Annotated in this window: 14 protein-coding genes; 8 read left to right on the top strand and 6 right to left on the bottom strand. The window is 44.2% G+C overall.

What is annotated here, in order from left to right; all coding sequences use genetic code 11:
• Positions 1–327: 327 nt before the first annotated feature.
• Complete coding sequence (locus tag QUA01_RS10915; RefSeq protein ID WP_194008207.1) at positions 328–825, bottom strand: HNH endonuclease; 498 nt, start codon at positions 823–825, stop codon at positions 328–330.
• Between the two features lie 366 nt (positions 826–1,191).
• Between QUA01_RS10915 and QUA01_RS10910 the strand changes: the two genes are divergently transcribed.
• Entirely contained in the window at positions 1,192–1,656 is a 465-nt protein-coding gene (locus tag QUA01_RS10910; protein WP_333090773.1) for a COP23 domain-containing protein, read from the top strand.
• 515 nt (positions 1,657–2,171) lie between these two features.
• On the opposite strand, the gene QUA01_RS10905 is transcribed toward QUA01_RS10910, so the two are convergent.
• Entirely contained in the window at positions 2,172–4,895 is a 2,724-nt protein-coding gene (locus QUA01_RS10905) for an AAA-like domain-containing protein (RefSeq protein ID WP_333090774.1), read from the bottom strand.
• Between the two features lie 136 nt (positions 4,896–5,031).
• Between QUA01_RS10905 and QUA01_RS10900 the strand changes: the two genes are divergently transcribed.
• Positions 5,032–5,805 (top strand): 5-formyltetrahydrofolate cyclo-ligase, encoded by a 774-nt coding sequence (locus QUA01_RS10900; RefSeq protein WP_333090776.1) that lies wholly within the window; start codon positions 5,032–5,034, stop codon positions 5,803–5,805.
• 266 nt (positions 5,806–6,071) lie between these two features.
• On the opposite strand, the gene QUA01_RS10895 is transcribed toward QUA01_RS10900, so the two are convergent.
• Positions 6,072–7,931, bottom strand: coding sequence for an AAA-like domain-containing protein (locus QUA01_RS10895; RefSeq protein ID WP_333090777.1), 1,860 nt, complete (start codon positions 7,929–7,931; stop codon positions 6,072–6,074).
• A gap of 364 nt (positions 7,932–8,295) precedes the next feature.
• On the opposite strand from QUA01_RS10895, the gene QUA01_RS10890 reads away from it, so the two are divergent.
• From QUA01_RS10890 to QUA01_RS10880, 3 genes are all read left to right on the top strand, one after another.
• On the top strand, positions 8,296–8,469 hold the full coding sequence (locus tag QUA01_RS10890; RefSeq protein ID WP_194066413.1) for a hypothetical protein: 174 nt from the start codon (positions 8,296–8,298) through the stop codon (positions 8,467–8,469).
• Positions 8,470–8,500: 31 nt separating this feature from the next.
• Positions 8,501–8,881 (top strand): hypothetical protein, encoded by a 381-nt coding sequence (locus QUA01_RS10885; protein WP_333090780.1) that lies wholly within the window; start codon positions 8,501–8,503, stop codon positions 8,879–8,881.
• Between the two features lie 204 nt (positions 8,882–9,085).
• A complete protein-coding gene (locus QUA01_RS10880; RefSeq protein WP_333090781.1) occupies positions 9,086–10,420 on the top strand; it encodes a serine hydrolase in 1,335 nt (444 codons plus the stop codon).
• A gap of 204 nt (positions 10,421–10,624) precedes the next feature.
• Here QUA01_RS10880 and QUA01_RS10875 read toward each other — a convergent pair whose 3' ends face one another.
• The 3 genes from QUA01_RS10875 to QUA01_RS10865 form a co-directional block, all read right to left on the bottom strand.
• Complete coding sequence (locus QUA01_RS10875) at positions 10,625–10,996, bottom strand: DUF4342 domain-containing protein (RefSeq protein ID WP_333090783.1); 372 nt, start codon at positions 10,994–10,996, stop codon at positions 10,625–10,627.
• A 342-nt stretch (positions 10,997–11,338) separates the two neighbouring features.
• Positions 11,339–12,814 (bottom strand): glycogen synthase GlgA, encoded by a 1,476-nt coding sequence (gene glgA, locus QUA01_RS10870; protein WP_333090785.1) that lies wholly within the window; start codon positions 12,812–12,814, stop codon positions 11,339–11,341.
• Positions 12,815–12,828: 14 nt separating this feature from the next.
• On the bottom strand, positions 12,829–13,086 hold the full coding sequence (locus QUA01_RS10865; RefSeq protein ID WP_333090787.1) for a hypothetical protein: 258 nt from the start codon (positions 13,084–13,086) through the stop codon (positions 12,829–12,831).
• Between the two features lie 257 nt (positions 13,087–13,343).
• Between QUA01_RS10865 and QUA01_RS10860 the strand changes: the two genes are divergently transcribed.
• The 3 genes from QUA01_RS10860 (at position 13,344) to QUA01_RS10850 (ending at position 16,761) form a co-directional block, all read left to right on the top strand.
• On the top strand, positions 13,344–14,840 hold the full coding sequence (locus QUA01_RS10860) for a glycosyl hydrolase family 57 (RefSeq protein ID WP_333090789.1): 1,497 nt from the start codon (positions 13,344–13,346) through the stop codon (positions 14,838–14,840).
• 814 nt (positions 14,841–15,654) lie between these two features.
• Positions 15,655–15,942, top strand: a complete 288-nt coding sequence (locus QUA01_RS10855; protein WP_333090790.1) for a hypothetical protein — start codon at positions 15,655–15,657, stop codon at positions 15,940–15,942.
• 24 nt (positions 15,943–15,966) lie between these two features.
• Positions 15,967–16,761, top strand: coding sequence for a hypothetical protein (locus QUA01_RS10850; RefSeq protein ID WP_333090791.1), 795 nt, complete (start codon positions 15,967–15,969; stop codon positions 16,759–16,761).
• The last annotated feature ends 33 nt before the right edge of the window (positions 16,762–16,794 follow it).

The raw sequence follows: 16,794 nt of genomic DNA, 5'->3' as shown, positions 1-16,794 counted from the left end.
GATAGGAGTTAAGCAAAAAAACCCGGTTTCTCAGAAAAATTGTCGATCGAGCCGAGAGATACTTGATGCAAAAACCAAGTTTTTGACACCGCGTGCGTCCCGGACTGTAATTCTCTCAGAACTTGCGCGCCAAAAGCCCTTAAACCTGGTTTTTTGTAGGTGCTTCGTTATCAAAGCCAATATTTCTGATGAAAAACCCGATTTAAAAGCGTAAGTTCTCTATTATTTAACTTTTAACTTTAAACGATCGGGCGCGCGCGCTGACCGGCGCATCCCTACAACTCAAAACTTCTGCAAAAAACCCCCGCGCTTTCGCTGACAGGGGTGTTAAAGGCCAATTACATATTTTTGCCATTCTTTGTGCATACCACTCTTAACTTGTTTCGTCACTTCAAAATAAAGACCGCTGTGAGGTTTCCTCGGTGGATAGCGCAGCAGCATTCCCGATTCTTTCGGGGTGCGACTGCCTTTATTCACGTTGCAGCGCATACAAGCCGTGACGAGGTTTTCCCAACTGTCGCCTCCTCCGCGCGATCGAGGAATCACATGATCCAGCGTCAAACCGTCTCCGGTATAACCGCAGTATTGACAAGAGTGCGCGTCCCGGTGCAAGATGTTCCGGCGGGTAAGCGGAATTTCCTTATAGGGAACTCGGACGTAATGCCTCAGTCGGATCACAGTTGGTAGCGGGAAGTTTGGCGCAATAAATTTCCCGTTATGTTCTACCTGTTCTGCTTTTCCTTTCAACAACAAAATTACCGCCCTTCGCCAATTGGTGATGTTGAGCGGTTCGTAGGATGCGTTGAGCACTAGAACATTGCCCATTGTTGATTATTAAAGAGAATATTTTTACTGATGCTAACACAGGTTGCAGATTAGGGGGGGCGAGAGCGATCGGGGCAAGGCTTAACAAAAAACGCTGAAAAACCGCACCTTTACCCTATAGCTTCGCACCTGCACCCTTTGTGGCTGCACTTATTTTCTGCCCTCGATGTCTGTCGGCGAGCATTTTTCGGTGAATTTTGACCCTGATGACACCAGTATGGGCGATCCTCTCCGAGGGCTTCGCTAACGGGCAAACTTTACAGAATAATTTTTATTTTTTTCCCTAAATGCCTAATCTTCCCGGCAAGAAGCAGTCTAATTTTTTAGAGTATTAGTAACCATAAATGAAAAAGCTTATTACCGCCCATGAAATTTCGGCTTTTAAAGTCAGCTTTTAGCACGTCAATTATTGCCCTAGCAGTTCCGATGTTAGGAAACTGTCCAGCATTTGCCCAAACCCCCTCATTTTTCTGCGGCGCTGCGGGCGGGCGCCCGGCCACAATTGCTGTGCAACAAGGCAAAAATATTCCCGTTATTCTGTGGGTAGCCGATAACTATTTCAATGAATCAGGAGAAGACGCAATTACTCGCTGCACCAGAGTCTCGGGAATTCTCAACAACTCGCAACCCCAAGGAAACTGGGACAATCTTGTCACAGCAGGTGCATCTCCTAGCGGTCAACTAATTATTTGTGCAGCTAATCCTCAAGACGGTTCCTGTAGATTATTATATCAAGTGCCAAAAGGGCAGAATTCCGAACAAGCCCGACAAGAACTTTTAAGAAGAGTTAAAAATCCGAATGTAAGTGTTTCGCCTGTCAAGGTAAATTGATAGTCCTTAGTCATTAGTCATTAGTCATTAGTCCTTAGTCATTAGTCCTTAGTTGTTGGTTATTGGTTATTGGTTATTGGCTATTGGTTATTGGTTATTGGTTATTGGTTATTGGTTATTGGCTGCGAATTTCCAATTTCCAATTCTCAATTCCCAATAACAACTAACAACTAACAAATAACAACTAACAGTCATTAGTCATTAGTCATTAGCCATTTGCTCGTTACCAGGCTCTGCCTGGTAATGCAGATCCGGAGGCTCTGCCTCCTTAATAATATGGGTTTGTAGTGCGGACTTCAGTCCGAAAATTAAGAGTGCACTTTAGTCCGCACTACGAACCTTACTTATTACGATATAGCGGTTATCAAAAAAGTGAGATATGCCCAATGCCCTGTTTGGCCAATGCCCTGTTTGGCCAATTCCCTGTTTGGCCAATTCCCAATGCCCTATCCCAGATAGTACCTCATCTTTCTGAGAAAGGCTATATATATATCGATATTGCCGTGTCTGTATTCTTAATAATTTGATTGCTTGCAGATAGTTGAAACCCTTCTGAAATACTCCGGTTTACTACCAAGAAAATTGCAACTTTGCTTCAGCAATTCTGCCAACCCTTCAACCTGTCTCAGCCAGACAGTGCCGTTGCTTCCAGCTACAGCAATTTGCTTGCCGTCTCGACTCCAACCAACACTAACAACATTCTCCTCAAACTCAAATTGAGCAACCTGTCGCCCCGCTAAATTCCACAGCCGCACCGTCTTGTCAATTCCCACAGTAGCCAGCCTTTCTCCGTCTGGACTAAAACTGATTGATTTAGCATCAAAATGCAAGGTTTGAAATTCATTCATTAATTCTTTTTCTGACAAATTCCACAGCCCGACTTTGCCGTTAAATGTTACTGTAGCAAAGCGATACTGCTGTTTAGCCGGACTGAAGCTGATACCAATTGCCTGCACCGGCAGTATTTTTTCCAATTGTCCTGATAAATTCCAAATTCGCACTGTAGATTTGCCGTCTAAAGTCGTGACAAAATCTCCTTTAGGGCTAAAATTTACGCTTCTGACTAAGCCGTTATGACCGGGAAGTTTGACAATAAATGATATTAGTTTAGGCTGTTTGGATAAGGGCAAAATTGCCGCATTGCTGTCGATTCCTGCCGCAGCTAAAAACTTTGAATCGGAACTAAAACTGATGCTGGCAACTGAGCCTTTAATTGCTTGAAAACTCGAAATATTTTTGCCTGATAAGTTCCAAAATTCAACTGTGCCGTCCTTTCCTGCCGTTGCTAAAAACTTGCCATCCGGGCTAAAGCTTACCATATTAACTGACTGCTGCAAAGCTTTCCATTCAGCAATTTTAGACCCGGAAAAGTTCCAAATCCGAACTTTATCGTCTATACCTGCGGTTGCTAAAATTTGTCTGTCAGGGCTAAAACTGACGCTGGTAACTGCACCTGCATGAGCTTGCCACTTCACCAAGTGCGGAAGTGATGATGCTTTTATTTGCTGTTTTTTACTGATTTTATCGAGAATTATTTGTAATGCTAGCAGCGGCCTTGTGGCTGGATATTGTTCTAAATTTGGTTTATTATTAACCAGGGTTTTTAATTTTTCTCCAGAGGCGATCGCCCTGAGTAACGCTTCTGATAAAGCTTGGCTGTTATCTGTCTTTTGAGATACCGCTAATAGCAAAGCATCGCTGCCATTTTGTTCGATTTCAATACTTGCTTGTGCGAGTTTAAAACGCTGGTAAGCGAGAGTTGAAAAGCCGATCGCCCCAATTAACGAGGCTGCGAGTACCGCTGAACCGATGCCGATCCACTGTTGCGCTTTGTGCTTGGCTGCATCAGCTTCTATCAAAGCTGTTTCGGCATCGCGCGCTGCTTTTTTGGTTTCTAGTGTAGCTGCTTGCAGCAGTTGATTTTGGTCGCTGAAAATCATTTTTTGGCTGGCTGTCAAAAACTTAAAATCTTCGTTTCTCAAGCTTTTGTCGGCGGCCCAAACTAATGCTGACTGTAAATTATCACCGCGCAACAGTTGGGAATTATCCTCGCAGTTTGAATTCAGCCAGACTTTGATAGCTTCGGAATAAGGCGATAGTTTTTCTAACTTTTGGGCGATTAAGTTTTTGTTAAATACAGCTTGATAAATTGGATTGGAAATTGTTAATTTTTCCCGACGCTTGACGATTAATCCGGTTAAGCGCAATTCCATTTGTTCGGCACTGCGATCGGGAACAATGTCAACTTGCTGCAAAATTTGCTGGTACAATCCGAGTCTTCTGATAATGCGTTGGTTTTCTTTGAAAAGCCGATCGCGAATTGTGGACAAATGTTCGGGTACATCCTGAGATTCCCAATTATCCACGATTTTCAAGCGCACCACTTCTTCAACCCAAGCTTGAGGATTTTGAATGCGATCTTGCTCTCCCCCTTGACAAGCGGGAGGTGCATTTTCAAACAGAAGTTTGCACAGCTTTTGAGTCAGGAAAGGTTGCCCGCCAGTCCAATACAAAACTTCTTTCAAAACTTCCCCAGATTGGTCTGTAAGCTCGGCTAACCCCGCTGCTAGCGGTTGCGCTTCTGTTTCGTCAAAACCCGTTAGTTCGATCGCCCTACCGATATTAAAAGGGGTGCTGCTGCTGAGATTTTTGTCGCGGCACAAATCCGCTGGCGATGCTACGCCTAAAAGTGCCCACGTCAGGCGATCGAATTCTGGATTGTTGGCGCGCTTGTTGTAGCACGATCGAATTAACGCCAAAAAATCGTCGGCGGGAAAATCCAAGGCGAGAATGCTGTCGATTTCGTCAATAAAAATGACAATATTGCTGGAAATGTTGGCTAAAAGTACAGTTTCGATGAATTCGCTCAATCTTTGAACCGGACTTAAAAAATTGCGATCGCGCCACCAAGTCCGCACGTTGACAACATCCGACAGATTAAAGTTATTTTCCAGAATGCGGAGTAACCCAGCATACCACTGTTCGGGAGTCACGCTGCGGTTGCCAATTTCCGAAATGTCGATCGCAGCACAAGCAATTCCTTCATCTCTCAGCCGTTGAATTGTCCGCACCTGCAAGCTAGATTTTCCCATTTGTCGCGAATTCAAAACATAGCAAAATTCCCCCGCTTTCAATCCGTTGTAGAAGTCGTCATCTGCTTGGCGCTTGACGTAATTGGGAGCATTAGTGCCGAGACTGCCGCCGACTTGATAGTAACTGGGCTTTGTGGTAAAATCCATAAGATAACAAGATTACGGCTTCGATTATTCGGCGGTTGAAACCGCTCCTAGTCAAACGAAGTCCGCCTGCGCGGACTGAAGAAATGAGGCGGTATTAAAGTTTAATTTTGTATAATATATTGTACCACAATACAGCATGAAAACTGATTGGATTGGATATCACCAGGACAAAGACCAATTAAGAACAGAAATTTGGTCTTTTCTAAAGCAGCAATCTGCATCTATTGGCGATTGCTTTGGTCATATTCCCAACTTTGTTGGTGCCGACATGGCGGCAGAAAAATTGGCAAATTTACCAATTTGGCAACAAGCAAAAACAATTAAGTGCAATCCAGATGCGGCACAAATTCCGGTGCGAATGCGCGCTTTGCAAGACGGAAAATTGCTGTATATGGCAGTACCGCGATTGACAGACGATCGCTGTTTTGTTGAGTTGACTGCTGCGGATTTGCAGAGACAAAATGTATCTATTGCCGAAAGTGCGTTAGCGAAGCCCTCGAAGAGGATCGCCCGCAAAGCACTTGCTTGCGGCAAATTGGTAAGTTTTGCAGAAATGGAACCAATTGATTTAGTAATAGTTGGCTGCGTAGCGGCGGGGCGCAGCGGTGGAAGAACCGGAAAAGGTGCAGGATTTGCCGATTTAGAATTGGCGATGTTGACAGAATTCGGATTAGTACAAATCGATACGCCAATTGTAACAACGGTGCATCCTTTGCAAATTGTGGCAGATTCGCGCTTGCCAATGCAGCCTCACGATTGGCCACTAAATTGGATTGTTACTACTGAGGAGGTAATTGAAACTAATACAAGTTATCCGCGTCCGACAGGGTTAAACTGGGATAGTATACGGCCGGAACAGTTGGCACAAATTCCGATTTTGCGAAAGTTAAACGAACCGCGAAGGCGCTAAGGACGCGAAGTAAGAAAGAAGAAGAAGAAGATAATTTGATAATACATCTACTTTGTGGTGATTACGCGCCATGCAATGAAAGCTGTAAAAGCTAGATAACCAAACACGGTTATCCAATCTAGCCAATTATCGGAAGTTATCAAAAAAATATCATTCACGGGCAGTGTTCACCTGATTATTCTTTAGTCCGCGCAGGCGGACTTTGTTTGACAAGGAGCGGTTTCAACCGCCGATTTCGATCGGATATTTTTAACCCAGATTTAATATTACCCGATCGCGCTTAAGTGCGATCGAAAATATTGGCGGTACAGTTCATTCCTCGGCACGCACTCGTTACCCTGCAACTTCACCAACCCCAAACTATCTAATTTAAACGCCTGCATCGACTTTAATTGAACAGGAATGTCCGCCGCTGCAATCTCTCTCATTCCCTCCGCTAACTCTGGATATTCTTCCAAATTCCACAATTGGCGGCGCAAATGGTCGCTATAAATTCCCGCATCGCTGGTAGCAGTTTCTTGTAATTCATCAAGGGTCAAATCCGATTGCGAAATGTGATATAATGCAACTCGCACTAAATACGGATGACCGCCGATTATTGCTGTCAGTTGCTCAATTTCTGCATCCGACCAATTTAAATTGTGACGGGCGGCTAAATCTTGGATTTGCAGGTGGTTGAATTCCGGTAAATCTACGGGCAGTCCCACGTTAAAAGGCGATTGATTGATGTTCATCGGGATGTAAACTTCGGTGGAATGAACTACAATTAATCGCAGTTTTTTCCAGATGTCGCGCCGTTTTGATTCTTCGTGCCACGCCCGCAACAGTCCTAAAAAGTCTTCGGCAATATCTGGATATTGGAAAACGCGATCGATCTCGTCTAATCCTAAAATTAAAGGACTGTCGATTTGCGGCAAAATATATTTTTCAAAGTAATCTTTGCAGTTGACTTTGCTGCCAAAAATCTCGTCCCAATAATCGTCTAATTGATTTGCTAAGTGCAACTCGCGCCCGACGTAGGCGCAAAACCATTTTAAGAATTGATCTAAATCGGCGAATACGGCTTTATCTACTAACTGAAAAGTTAGCGGGACAGTGCAATAACCTTGAAGGCTTCCGTAATGCAAAATTTTTGCCATCAAGGAAGTTTTTCCCATTTGTCTGGGTGCTTTGATTCTAATTAACGCGCTGGGCTGTACAATAGTTTGATAGCAGCGTTCTTCGATGGGCTGGCGTTCTACATAAAATTGAGAGGCGACATCTACTTGTCCTCCGGGTAATTCCGGTTCTGCGACGGGTTGAGGTATTTCGTCGCTGCTAATTTCTAATACTTGGTTTGGCGTTAAATCTTCCGGTTCTTCTGGGACTGGTGCGGGAGTTTCTGCTAGCAAATTTAGCACTTCTTCGATAATAATTGGTGTGTCAGCGGTGGTTTTCCATTCCCTTTGTTTGATGCGGTACAGATAGCCCCGCAAGTCGTGGTTTAAAGGCGCGTTTAGCGGGAAACCGACGCGGATGGGGAGAATTATCGGTTTTTTGTCAGGGCGGGCATCTTGCAGTTCTTTTGCTTGCTGAACTTGATATGTTAGTATTTCGCTTTGGCTGACTGTTGGTGGCAGTAGCAACACCAAGTAATCGCATTCTTTGAGGAAGAAGTTAATGCGATCGAACCAATTATCTCCCAATCTAATGTTATTTTCGGCTGTGAAAACTGTATGACCGATCGCACTTAGGGCAGTTTCCAACTGTTTTCCCAACTCGCGATCGGGTTCGGCGCTGCGATAGCTGACAAATACTTTAACACTGCTGGCGGTTTCCCCCGCCGCAGCTAAATTGTCCGACTCCCCGACACCTTCGGCATCGTCTAGTTTAGCCGATCGGTGGTCGTCATTCGCCAGAGTCAGATCGAAAGCCGCGAACAACTGACGAATTTTACTTAAATCCGCACCTTCTCTACCCTGCTTAATTTTGCTGACTGTATCGATACCGACGCCAGATTCAGCCTCGATTTCTGTCAGAGTACCTCTAATGTTATATCGGTCAGACCATTCTTGGAGCGTTTCATTAAGTTTCTTTAAGCCTGACGCTGTGAGAATGCGGCCGCGAGATCGTTTTGACTTGAGCACTTCGCTTGCACTGAAAAGGGAACAAATTTAAAAAGTTTAAGGTCTTAAGTTCCTATTTTAGCCGATTTTGAGCCAGATAGTCAGCTAGCCGGAATTTAAGGAATTTTACTGCGGGAGTTTTTTTGGGCGATCGATTCTTCAAACTCCATCCTGATAACGGCTTCAACCTTTGAATGTATTTGAAAACCAGAAACTTTTCTTAACTCCCCAATCTCCCCCGCCCGGAATCACTTAATTTTTTAGAGTAGATACATCACAACCCAAGGGTGCCACAGAAACAAACTGTGTGATTCGCGTCAAATATCTTCTGTGACACACCCTACACTAGCAGAATGGATCCGTCAGGCCAAAAAGGAGCATCAAAATGACTAAAATCTTACACAGACTGGCAATGGCAGCATTAGGAACCGCTGCAATTTTCACAATTAATACACTTAATAATTTAACAGAAGTATCCGCCGCTGGTAAATTCGACCAACCCGAAACTCATCAAAACAACGTTTTTCCACTTGCTGTCCCCCCTCTGTTCCACAAATAAAAACATTCATTAATTTAATTAAGGAGAAATTATGAAGTCTACACTTTGTTCGCCGCAACCTACCGCTACACAATCTAACTTGGTTGATGCTGAGGCGATCGATGCCTGCACGGCCTTAGCGTGGATTGAATTGATAGCGTTAGATGACAGCACTCTCACCGGGGATGATTGGCTGGTTCTGTGCGATGATATAGATAGCGGGGAAATCTATCGCGGCTGGTTTCTGTGGCACGATCGCGAAGTTAGCGGTAATTGGGAAGCTTACGATCATTTGAGCGATCGCCGCAAGGTTGCTAAAGGCAAAGTTTTTCTCAAAGCTGCGATCGACTCGATCGAAGATGCTAGAAACCAATCGATTTTAGATTTGGTAATTGCCGAAACCGCAGATCGACGCAGATCGAGGCTTTCTTAACGCAGATAATTTCTCGATTGTTTTCGATTTTTGTCAAAATGTCTCTTCAGTTCGGGCAACGGAATATTCTAAAACAAAATAATAAACTTTACGGTTGCGGGCAAGAGTTGACTGTATGATGCTAGGTGGTTTGCGTCGAAAGCGGTTGAGAACGCTGTTCTGGCCGTTGTTTCGTTGCAGCCGTTCAACTCTTTCTCTTTAAATATGACTCCAAAACTGCGATGGCTGTTGCCTTCTTTAATTAGTGTTTTGTCGATCGCCCTGCCTGTCAAAGCTGATACACTAACATCATGGCACTTCGATGCCAGCCAAAATCAACTAAACTTAACTACGGATTCAGGCGTTCAACCCCAAGTTCAACTTATTGCCAATCCCACCCGTTTAGTAATTGATTTACCGGGAATTGTCTTGGAATATCCCGAAAGTCCTCAAAGCTACAACTCAGCTATTCAACAAATTAGAATCGGGCAATTTGATAGCGAAACTACCAGATTAGTGATACAATTAACTCCCGGTTATCAGTTAGATCCGCAAAAAGTCCGAGTTATTAGAGAATCTGCAACCCGCTGGTCGTTTCAGTTGCCGAATCCAGAGCAAATCTCCGGCAACGAGTCTTTTCCACCAACAGCCATTACCCAGGTAGAACAAAAACCACGTCAAGTTTCGCCTACTGTTGCTTCAGGAATTGAGAGAAACTATGCCGCTGATTTGGAGATGCGAACGGGTTTGGAAATGAGCGCAATTAAGCCTCAGATTGAAAGTGCGATCGCCCAATACAGATCCCTGAGTGCCGGAATGTTTTTTCTGGATTTAGATACAGGAGAATATTTGGATATCAAAGGCGATCGAGTATTTCCGGCGGCGAGTACAATTAAATTGCCAATTCTAATTGCATTTTATCAAGATGTAGACGCGGGAAAAGTTAGCCTGGACGAAACATTAATTATGAAGTCGGACTTAGTGGCCAGCGGTTCTGGAACCATGCAGGACGAACCAAATAACACTCGGTTTAGCATCAGAGAAACCGTAGATAAAATGATTACGATCAGCGATAATACAGCCACCAACATGATTATCGAACGTTTGGGAGGAATCGCCAAACTCAACGAACGTTTTCGCAGTTGGGGATTAACGGATACGAGAATTCGCAACTGGTTAGGCGATTTTCAAGGAACAAATACCACAAGTTCTGTGGATATGGTAAAGTTGCTAGCAATGTTGTCTCGCGAGAAATTAGTTTCGGAATCGAGTAGAGAACAGGCTTTAGAATTATTGCGGCGTACTACAACTAGAACGCTGTTGCCTTCGGGTTTGGGGGCGGGAGCAGTAATTGCTGACAAAACTGGAGATATCGGTTTTGTGGTGGGCGATGCGGGGATTATTGATATGCCGAATGGCAAGCGTTATTTAGCAGCAATTTTTGTGAAACGTCCTTACAATGACCCAATTGTCAGAGATTTTGTGCGTCGAATTTCGCGGATTGTCTACAATTATTTAGACCAGCCTGCGGCGAAATTACCCGATAATTTGCCTCGATAGGGTAATTGGGCGATGCAAATCGCTACGAAACAAACAAAGTCCGCGAAGGCGGACTTTAACAGAAGATTTTTAATCACAAATACCAAATCCGGGTAACATAGTCCTTTGATAATTCGGCGGTTGAAACCGCCAGAAAGTCAAACAAAGTCGGCCTGCGCCGACTGGTTCATCAAGGGTATCCAAGACCCGGATTTTGTATGATGACTATTCTGGGCGCTCGACAGTTACAGTCAAATGAGCCACAACCGCCCCAACTGCGCCAAGTGCAGCAGCAATTGGAAAGATTACACTTCCTGCAACGCCGCCTACCAATCCCGCCATCAGCGGAATGTCTGCCAAAGTCCGCCCTTGCGAGTTTTTGATGACGAGTCGGCGGAGTTTTCCTTGCTGAATGAGTTCTTTGACTTTACCAATTAAACTGTCGGCGCTAATCTTAAACTCTTCTACTCTGACTTTTTCTTCGGTTGCAAATTCTGAAGCGAATAAAGGTGTTTCAACCGTTGGGTTTGCTGCATTGCCTGCCGCTACTGTTTCGTCTTGCAGAATAGTTACTTGTTGTTCTAGTTGTGAATTCATTTTTTGTAGGGCGGGCGAACACCAGCCGTTTAATTTCTATACTTCTATCTTGTACGATCGCACTTGAGTGCGACAGGCAAGAAAACCCTACAATCAACATTCGTACTTTCCACCCCCGCATTTTTACTCAAAACATTATCTCTGTCTGGATAGATATATCAGTTGACAGTTGACAGTTGACAGTTGACAGTTGACAGTTGGCAGTTGACAGTTGGCAGTTGGCAGTTGGCAGTTGGCAGTAGTTAACAGTCAACAGTTGGCAGTTAACAGTCAACAGTTAACAGTCAACAGCTAACAATTCCCTAATAACTAATGACTACTGACTACTGACTACTGACTAATTCATTTGTGTCGAATTAGCTCGTAAATTTCCACATAGTCTTTAGCTGGATATTTCCACGAATTATCGCAATTCATACCTTGAATTACGAGTTTTTCAAATTCATCACGGTAGTCATACCACAATCCGATCGCCCGATCGAGCACCGACTCTAAAGCGTAGTAGTCGCTTTGGTAAAACACGTAACCGTTGCGCTCTTCGGGGGTGTGGCTGGTGCCGTAATCGCGATCGAACACCGTATTCACCAAACCGCCCACACCCCGCACCACAGGAACCGTACCGTACCTCAACCCGATCATCTGAGTCAGCCCGCAGGGTTCGTAATTGCTCGGCACCACAATCATATCCGCACCCGCGTAAATTAAGTGCGACAGTTCCTCATTAAAACCAAGTTCCAAATGGCAGTCTGGATTGTCATTTAAAAACCATTTCTCGTGCTGAAAATGTGCGTTAATTCCTGCTTCCGTCGCCGAACCCAAAAGCACGAATTGCGCGCCTTTACTCAGAGAATAATAAATTGCATGGTGCACGAGGTGAACGCCTTTTTGATCGTCCAAACGACCGATAAAGGTAATCATAGGCTTGTCAGCATCGCGCAATAAAAGCCGATCGCGCAAAGCCTTTTTAGTTTTGGCTTTTCCTGCCAGATCCTTTTCAGTGTAGTGATGCGGAATATAGCGATCGCTCTCAGGATTCCATACATCATAATCAATGCCGTTGAGCACCCCGCGAAACTTAGCTTGATATGTATGCAAAGTGTGGCCCAAACCGTAGCCGAACTCGCCGAGGTGAGCTTCCCAAGCATGGTGTGGCGACACCGTGGTGACAAAGTTTGAGTAGACAATGCCCCCTTTCATAAAGTTAATGGCAAAGGGGTTAAAATTATCTCTGAGGCGATCGTACTGAAAATAATAATCATCTCGATTCAAGCCCGTTGCCCGCAAAACCTCGCTACCGCCCATACCTTGATGTTTGAAATTGTGAATGGTATAGCAGACTCGCTGATTTTCCATCCAATTGTATTTGTAAACTTCAAACAGCATGACTGGAACCAAACCAGTTTGCCAATCGTGACAGTGAATCACATCCGGGCGTTTGTTGCTTCTGAGCAAAAATTCCAAAGCAGCTTTGCTGAAAAATGCAAACCGCATATTGTCATCATTGCAACCGTAATAACAGCCGCGGTTAAAAAAGTTATCTTGCGATCGAGGTTCAATGAAAAAACACAACACCCCGTGCACCCAGCCGCAGTAGACATCGCAAAGGATTTCGCCGTCGTACCAGGGCACGGCCAAATCCCGATAGGCCTCGTGCAGCCCCCAAATGTGGTCGTACCTCATGCAGTCGTACTTGGGCAGAATAATCTCGACGCAGTGGCCGGAATTCTGCAATTCTCGACTCAAACCGTAAACTACGTCGCCCAAACCCCCAGCTTTGATAACGGGGGCGCACTCTGAGGCAATTTGTACGATGTACATTTTTTTTCTGACTCCTAGAAATCCAAAAATATTTTCTTAACTTGACAAAGTATATGATTTCTCGGCAAATAAGCAAGTCGGCCATTGGGAATACAATGAAAATACTTAGAATACAGGTAGGGAAACGGCGCAGTACCGTCTCCGGCTGCTGTTGAGCCAACTCGCCCTTTGTATCCTGTTGTTCCGAAGATCGATCGCACAACTTTCTCAAACCTTCTTGAACTAATCTCTTTCTCTGTCTTAACTTCCTTTGCTATTAGTCCTGCACGCACTCTTTGGTCATAAACCGGATTTGATGGACGAAAATTCTTCTGTTTAACCCGCAGTAATGATAAAAAAACACTTTTTTTGGTATTGGTGCGTCCCGGATTTGCCGTGCAAGCAGTTAGTTAAAAAATAAATCTAATTCACAAAAGAAAGAGAATTGCTTTATATTTGATTTTTGGCAGACATCCTCTGCTACTATTAAATTATCTAGCTATTTTAGCAATAGCAGACAATGCCGCTCCACAATTCTTGAGAAAAATTTATGTCTGCGATCGCCCAATCTCCAAACCTACTAATTTTAAACGAAATTAACTCAGGCTTGCCCAATATCTGCGGTTTTGAAGCAGAAATCAGTGCCGCAGCCAACAGCAACGAACCAGTCTTTTTACCTACAACAAATCTGCGCCTCGAAAACATTCAAGCCGGATTTGCCTGCGCCCTGCATATGCACCAACCCACAATTCCAGCCGGTGCAAACGGCGAACTAATCTGCAATTTGCAGAATATGTTTGAAAATCCTAACCAAGGAGACAATCACAACGCCGGAGTCTTTGCTTGGTGCTATTCCCGCATGGGAGAATTTATTCCCCAACTGATTGCTGAAGGCTGCAACCCGCGAATTATGCTCGACTATTCGGGCAATTTATTGTGGGGATTGCGCCAAATGGGACGCGACGATATCTTTGATAATCTCAAGCGGATTACCTGCGATCCTCAATATCAACCTCACGTAGAATGGCTGGGGACAATGTGGAGTCACGCCGTCATTCCCTCAACTCCCATTCCCGACATCAAACTCCAAATTCAAGCATGGCAACATCATTTTGCAGCTATTTTTGGGTTGGATGCCCTGAAGCGCGTCAAAGGTTTTTCGCCCCCAGAAATGCACTTTCCCAATCACCCAGATACACTGTACGAATACATCAAAGCTTTGAAAGAATGCGGCTATCGCTGGCTGATGGTGCAAGAACATTCTGTAGAAACTTCCGACGGTTCGGGATTGTCGCAGGATCAAAAATATATTCCCAACCGTTTGGTTGCCCGCAATTCTCGCGGCGAAACCATCAGCATTACGGCTTTGATTAAAACCCAAGGTTCCGATACAAAGTTGGTCGGTCAAATGCAGCCGTATTACGAAGCTAAAGTCCGCCAAAAACAGCAAATTGGCAATGTCACAGTTCCTTCTTTAGTTACTCAAATTGCTGACGGCGAAAATGGCGGCGTGATGATGAATGAATTTCCCAGCGCTTTTATGAAAGCTTGGCACGAAAACCGCGAACAAGGAGGTGGAAAATCGGGTGTTGTCGGTTTAAATGGGACTGAATATTTGGAGATAATTGAGGCGGCTGGTGTTAATCCTGATGATTATCCTGTTTGTCAGGGAGTCAACCAGCACAAAATCTGGCAGTTAGTCGATCCCGACAGTGCGACGCCGGAAAAGGTCGAGAGTGCGATCGGCCAACTCAAGCAAACAGACCATAATTTTCACATGGATGGTGCATCTTGGACTAACGATTTGAGTTGGGTGAAAGGCTATGAAAACGTCTTGGAACCGATGAATCAACTCAGCGCAGCATTTCACCAAAAGTACGATCGGCTGGTACAGCAAGATGCCGCCGTTACCAAGCAGTTTGAATACCAACAAGCTTTGCTTTACAACTTGTTGGTACAAACAAGCTGTTTCCGCTATTGGGGACAAGGAACTTGGACTGATTACGCGCGGGAACTTTACAACCGCGGCGCTGCTTTAATGAAGTAGGAAAAGTTGGCATTCGCGGTGTAACGAAAAACCCGCAACTGCGAACTTTAACAAGTTTTACTACCATTTTTCTAAAGATGTGCTATGGATGAAATCTTAGCCCCCCCGAAATCGCGGGGGGGTTGGGGGGGTAATATCTAGCACTACTTTATGAAATTAGTATACAAACAAATAATTCCAGTACACCCGGATTTTATATCAACACTCATGGACGCATGGGGGATCAGAAACCCGGTTTTTTTACGGAAATCCTTGATTAGAGCATCGCAGATTCGGTAAAAAACCCGGTTTCTTTGGTCTGTATGCGTTCAGGACTTTTACATAAGTGTTAATTGACACAAATTCTCTCTTTTGTGAAGATTGTGTAAAGTTAGCTTGTGTACCATAGTCCCAATTTCATTTCCAGCAGTCCTCTTGACGCTTTTGACAACAACTGATCTGAAACGCCGGAACTCAGATTTTTTTATAAAGATTCTGTGAAGTTAACTTTTTTCTAACAGATAAATCTCTAGTTAAGCCTAAGTTTCGGATACAAGGTAAATTCCAAAAACTTCCGTATAAACCCTGCATCCAGAACCAAATATTTATGATAATTTTAGTGCATCAGTTCAAGTGTTAGCTATCAATTCATTAATCAGGGAAATCGAATGAATAGTTATGAACTACTGGAAAAAACACCGCAGCGAAAAGCATTACTCCGACAAATCTCACTCTCCTTAACTAAAAAAGCTCGCACGTAACGAGTTTTGTATCAGTTGCCATCAAACAATTGAAGCCTTTCCAACCTTTGAGTTGAAGTCGGGGTTTTGTGCAGGTGACGCAGAAACAACTTGCTCTTCAAGAAGGCTTTCCTCCTCGTTCAAAGCTGAATTTAACTTACGGTTATCTGCCCAGTAGACGGCAGAGTATGCCAGACGATTATTGGTCAAAATCTGACTGTTATTGGCAGAGTAATGTACCGCAGAAGGATGATTGTCAGCCTGTATTGGGATATTACAAGTATAGTTTGGTTGAACATCCCGGAGATTCGAGAGGGAGTTGGGGAAAGTTATTTTGGCTGAGTGTAATTGGTGTGGCGGTGTGGTTCTGGTTCTTTCGCTGATTCCGTAATCCAGAGGGCGAAATTATGAAGTATTTTTTCCTGTTTATATTGGCTTTAATTCTTTGTGCGGCAATGGCACTAAGCTCTGTTTTACCTGGAATTACTGCATACAATAATGGGAAAATGGAGAGGGTAGCTGACAACACGCCCTCAACAAATCGCTACTCTGTCAGCGGCTCACGCAATGGCATTGTTACCGTCAAAGATGCTGTTTCTTCAGAGGTGATTCGCACTTTTAAAATGGATGATGGAGTAGTTGTCAGGGAAACATTTCTCTTAGACGGCGGTAAGACTGTTGCTGCTTCGCAGAAAGACCATGCTGTTTTCTGGGAGTTGGCGACAGGTAAAGAAGTTCGCCGTTTTCCGCAAAGGATTTATGGCTTTTCCCACGATGAAACCAAGTTTTTTACCTATAAATTTCCGCAAGGGATAATATTCGTGCACAGCTATCCCAGCTTTACACTTGCCTGCAAATGGAAAAAAGGAGCTCCCGGGCCTGTGCAGTTTCGCTTTTCACCAAACGATCGCTTTTTGAACATCCAATTTGGTAACGGATATCCCCCGATCGATGAAAATTATCCTCTACCGGATCGGAGTGGAGGTCCGGTGAGTTACGCGCGACTTTTTGACATCGAAACTTGTCAGGAAATTAAAGAATTTTATCAGCTTAACTTGCTATCAATAGGCGAGTTTTCTGCCGATTCAAATTTTTTGGTTACGCCAGAATATACGTTCGTCGATCTTAAGAGTCGCCTAATTGTACGAACTTTGTGGCGTTTCAATCTCAAAACTTACAAAGTTGAAAAACTTGCTGATTAGGATTTAATACACTTTCAAGCAAATAGGAGTCAA

It is taken from the genome of Microcoleus sp. S36a_B3, from assembly GCF_036700745.1.
In the GTDB taxonomy this organism is placed as follows: Bacteria; Cyanobacteriota; Cyanobacteriia; order Cyanobacteriales; family Microcoleaceae; genus Microcoleus.
The sequence above is the reverse complement of the archived record's forward strand: the minus strand, read 5'-3'. Positions and strand labels throughout refer to the sequence as shown.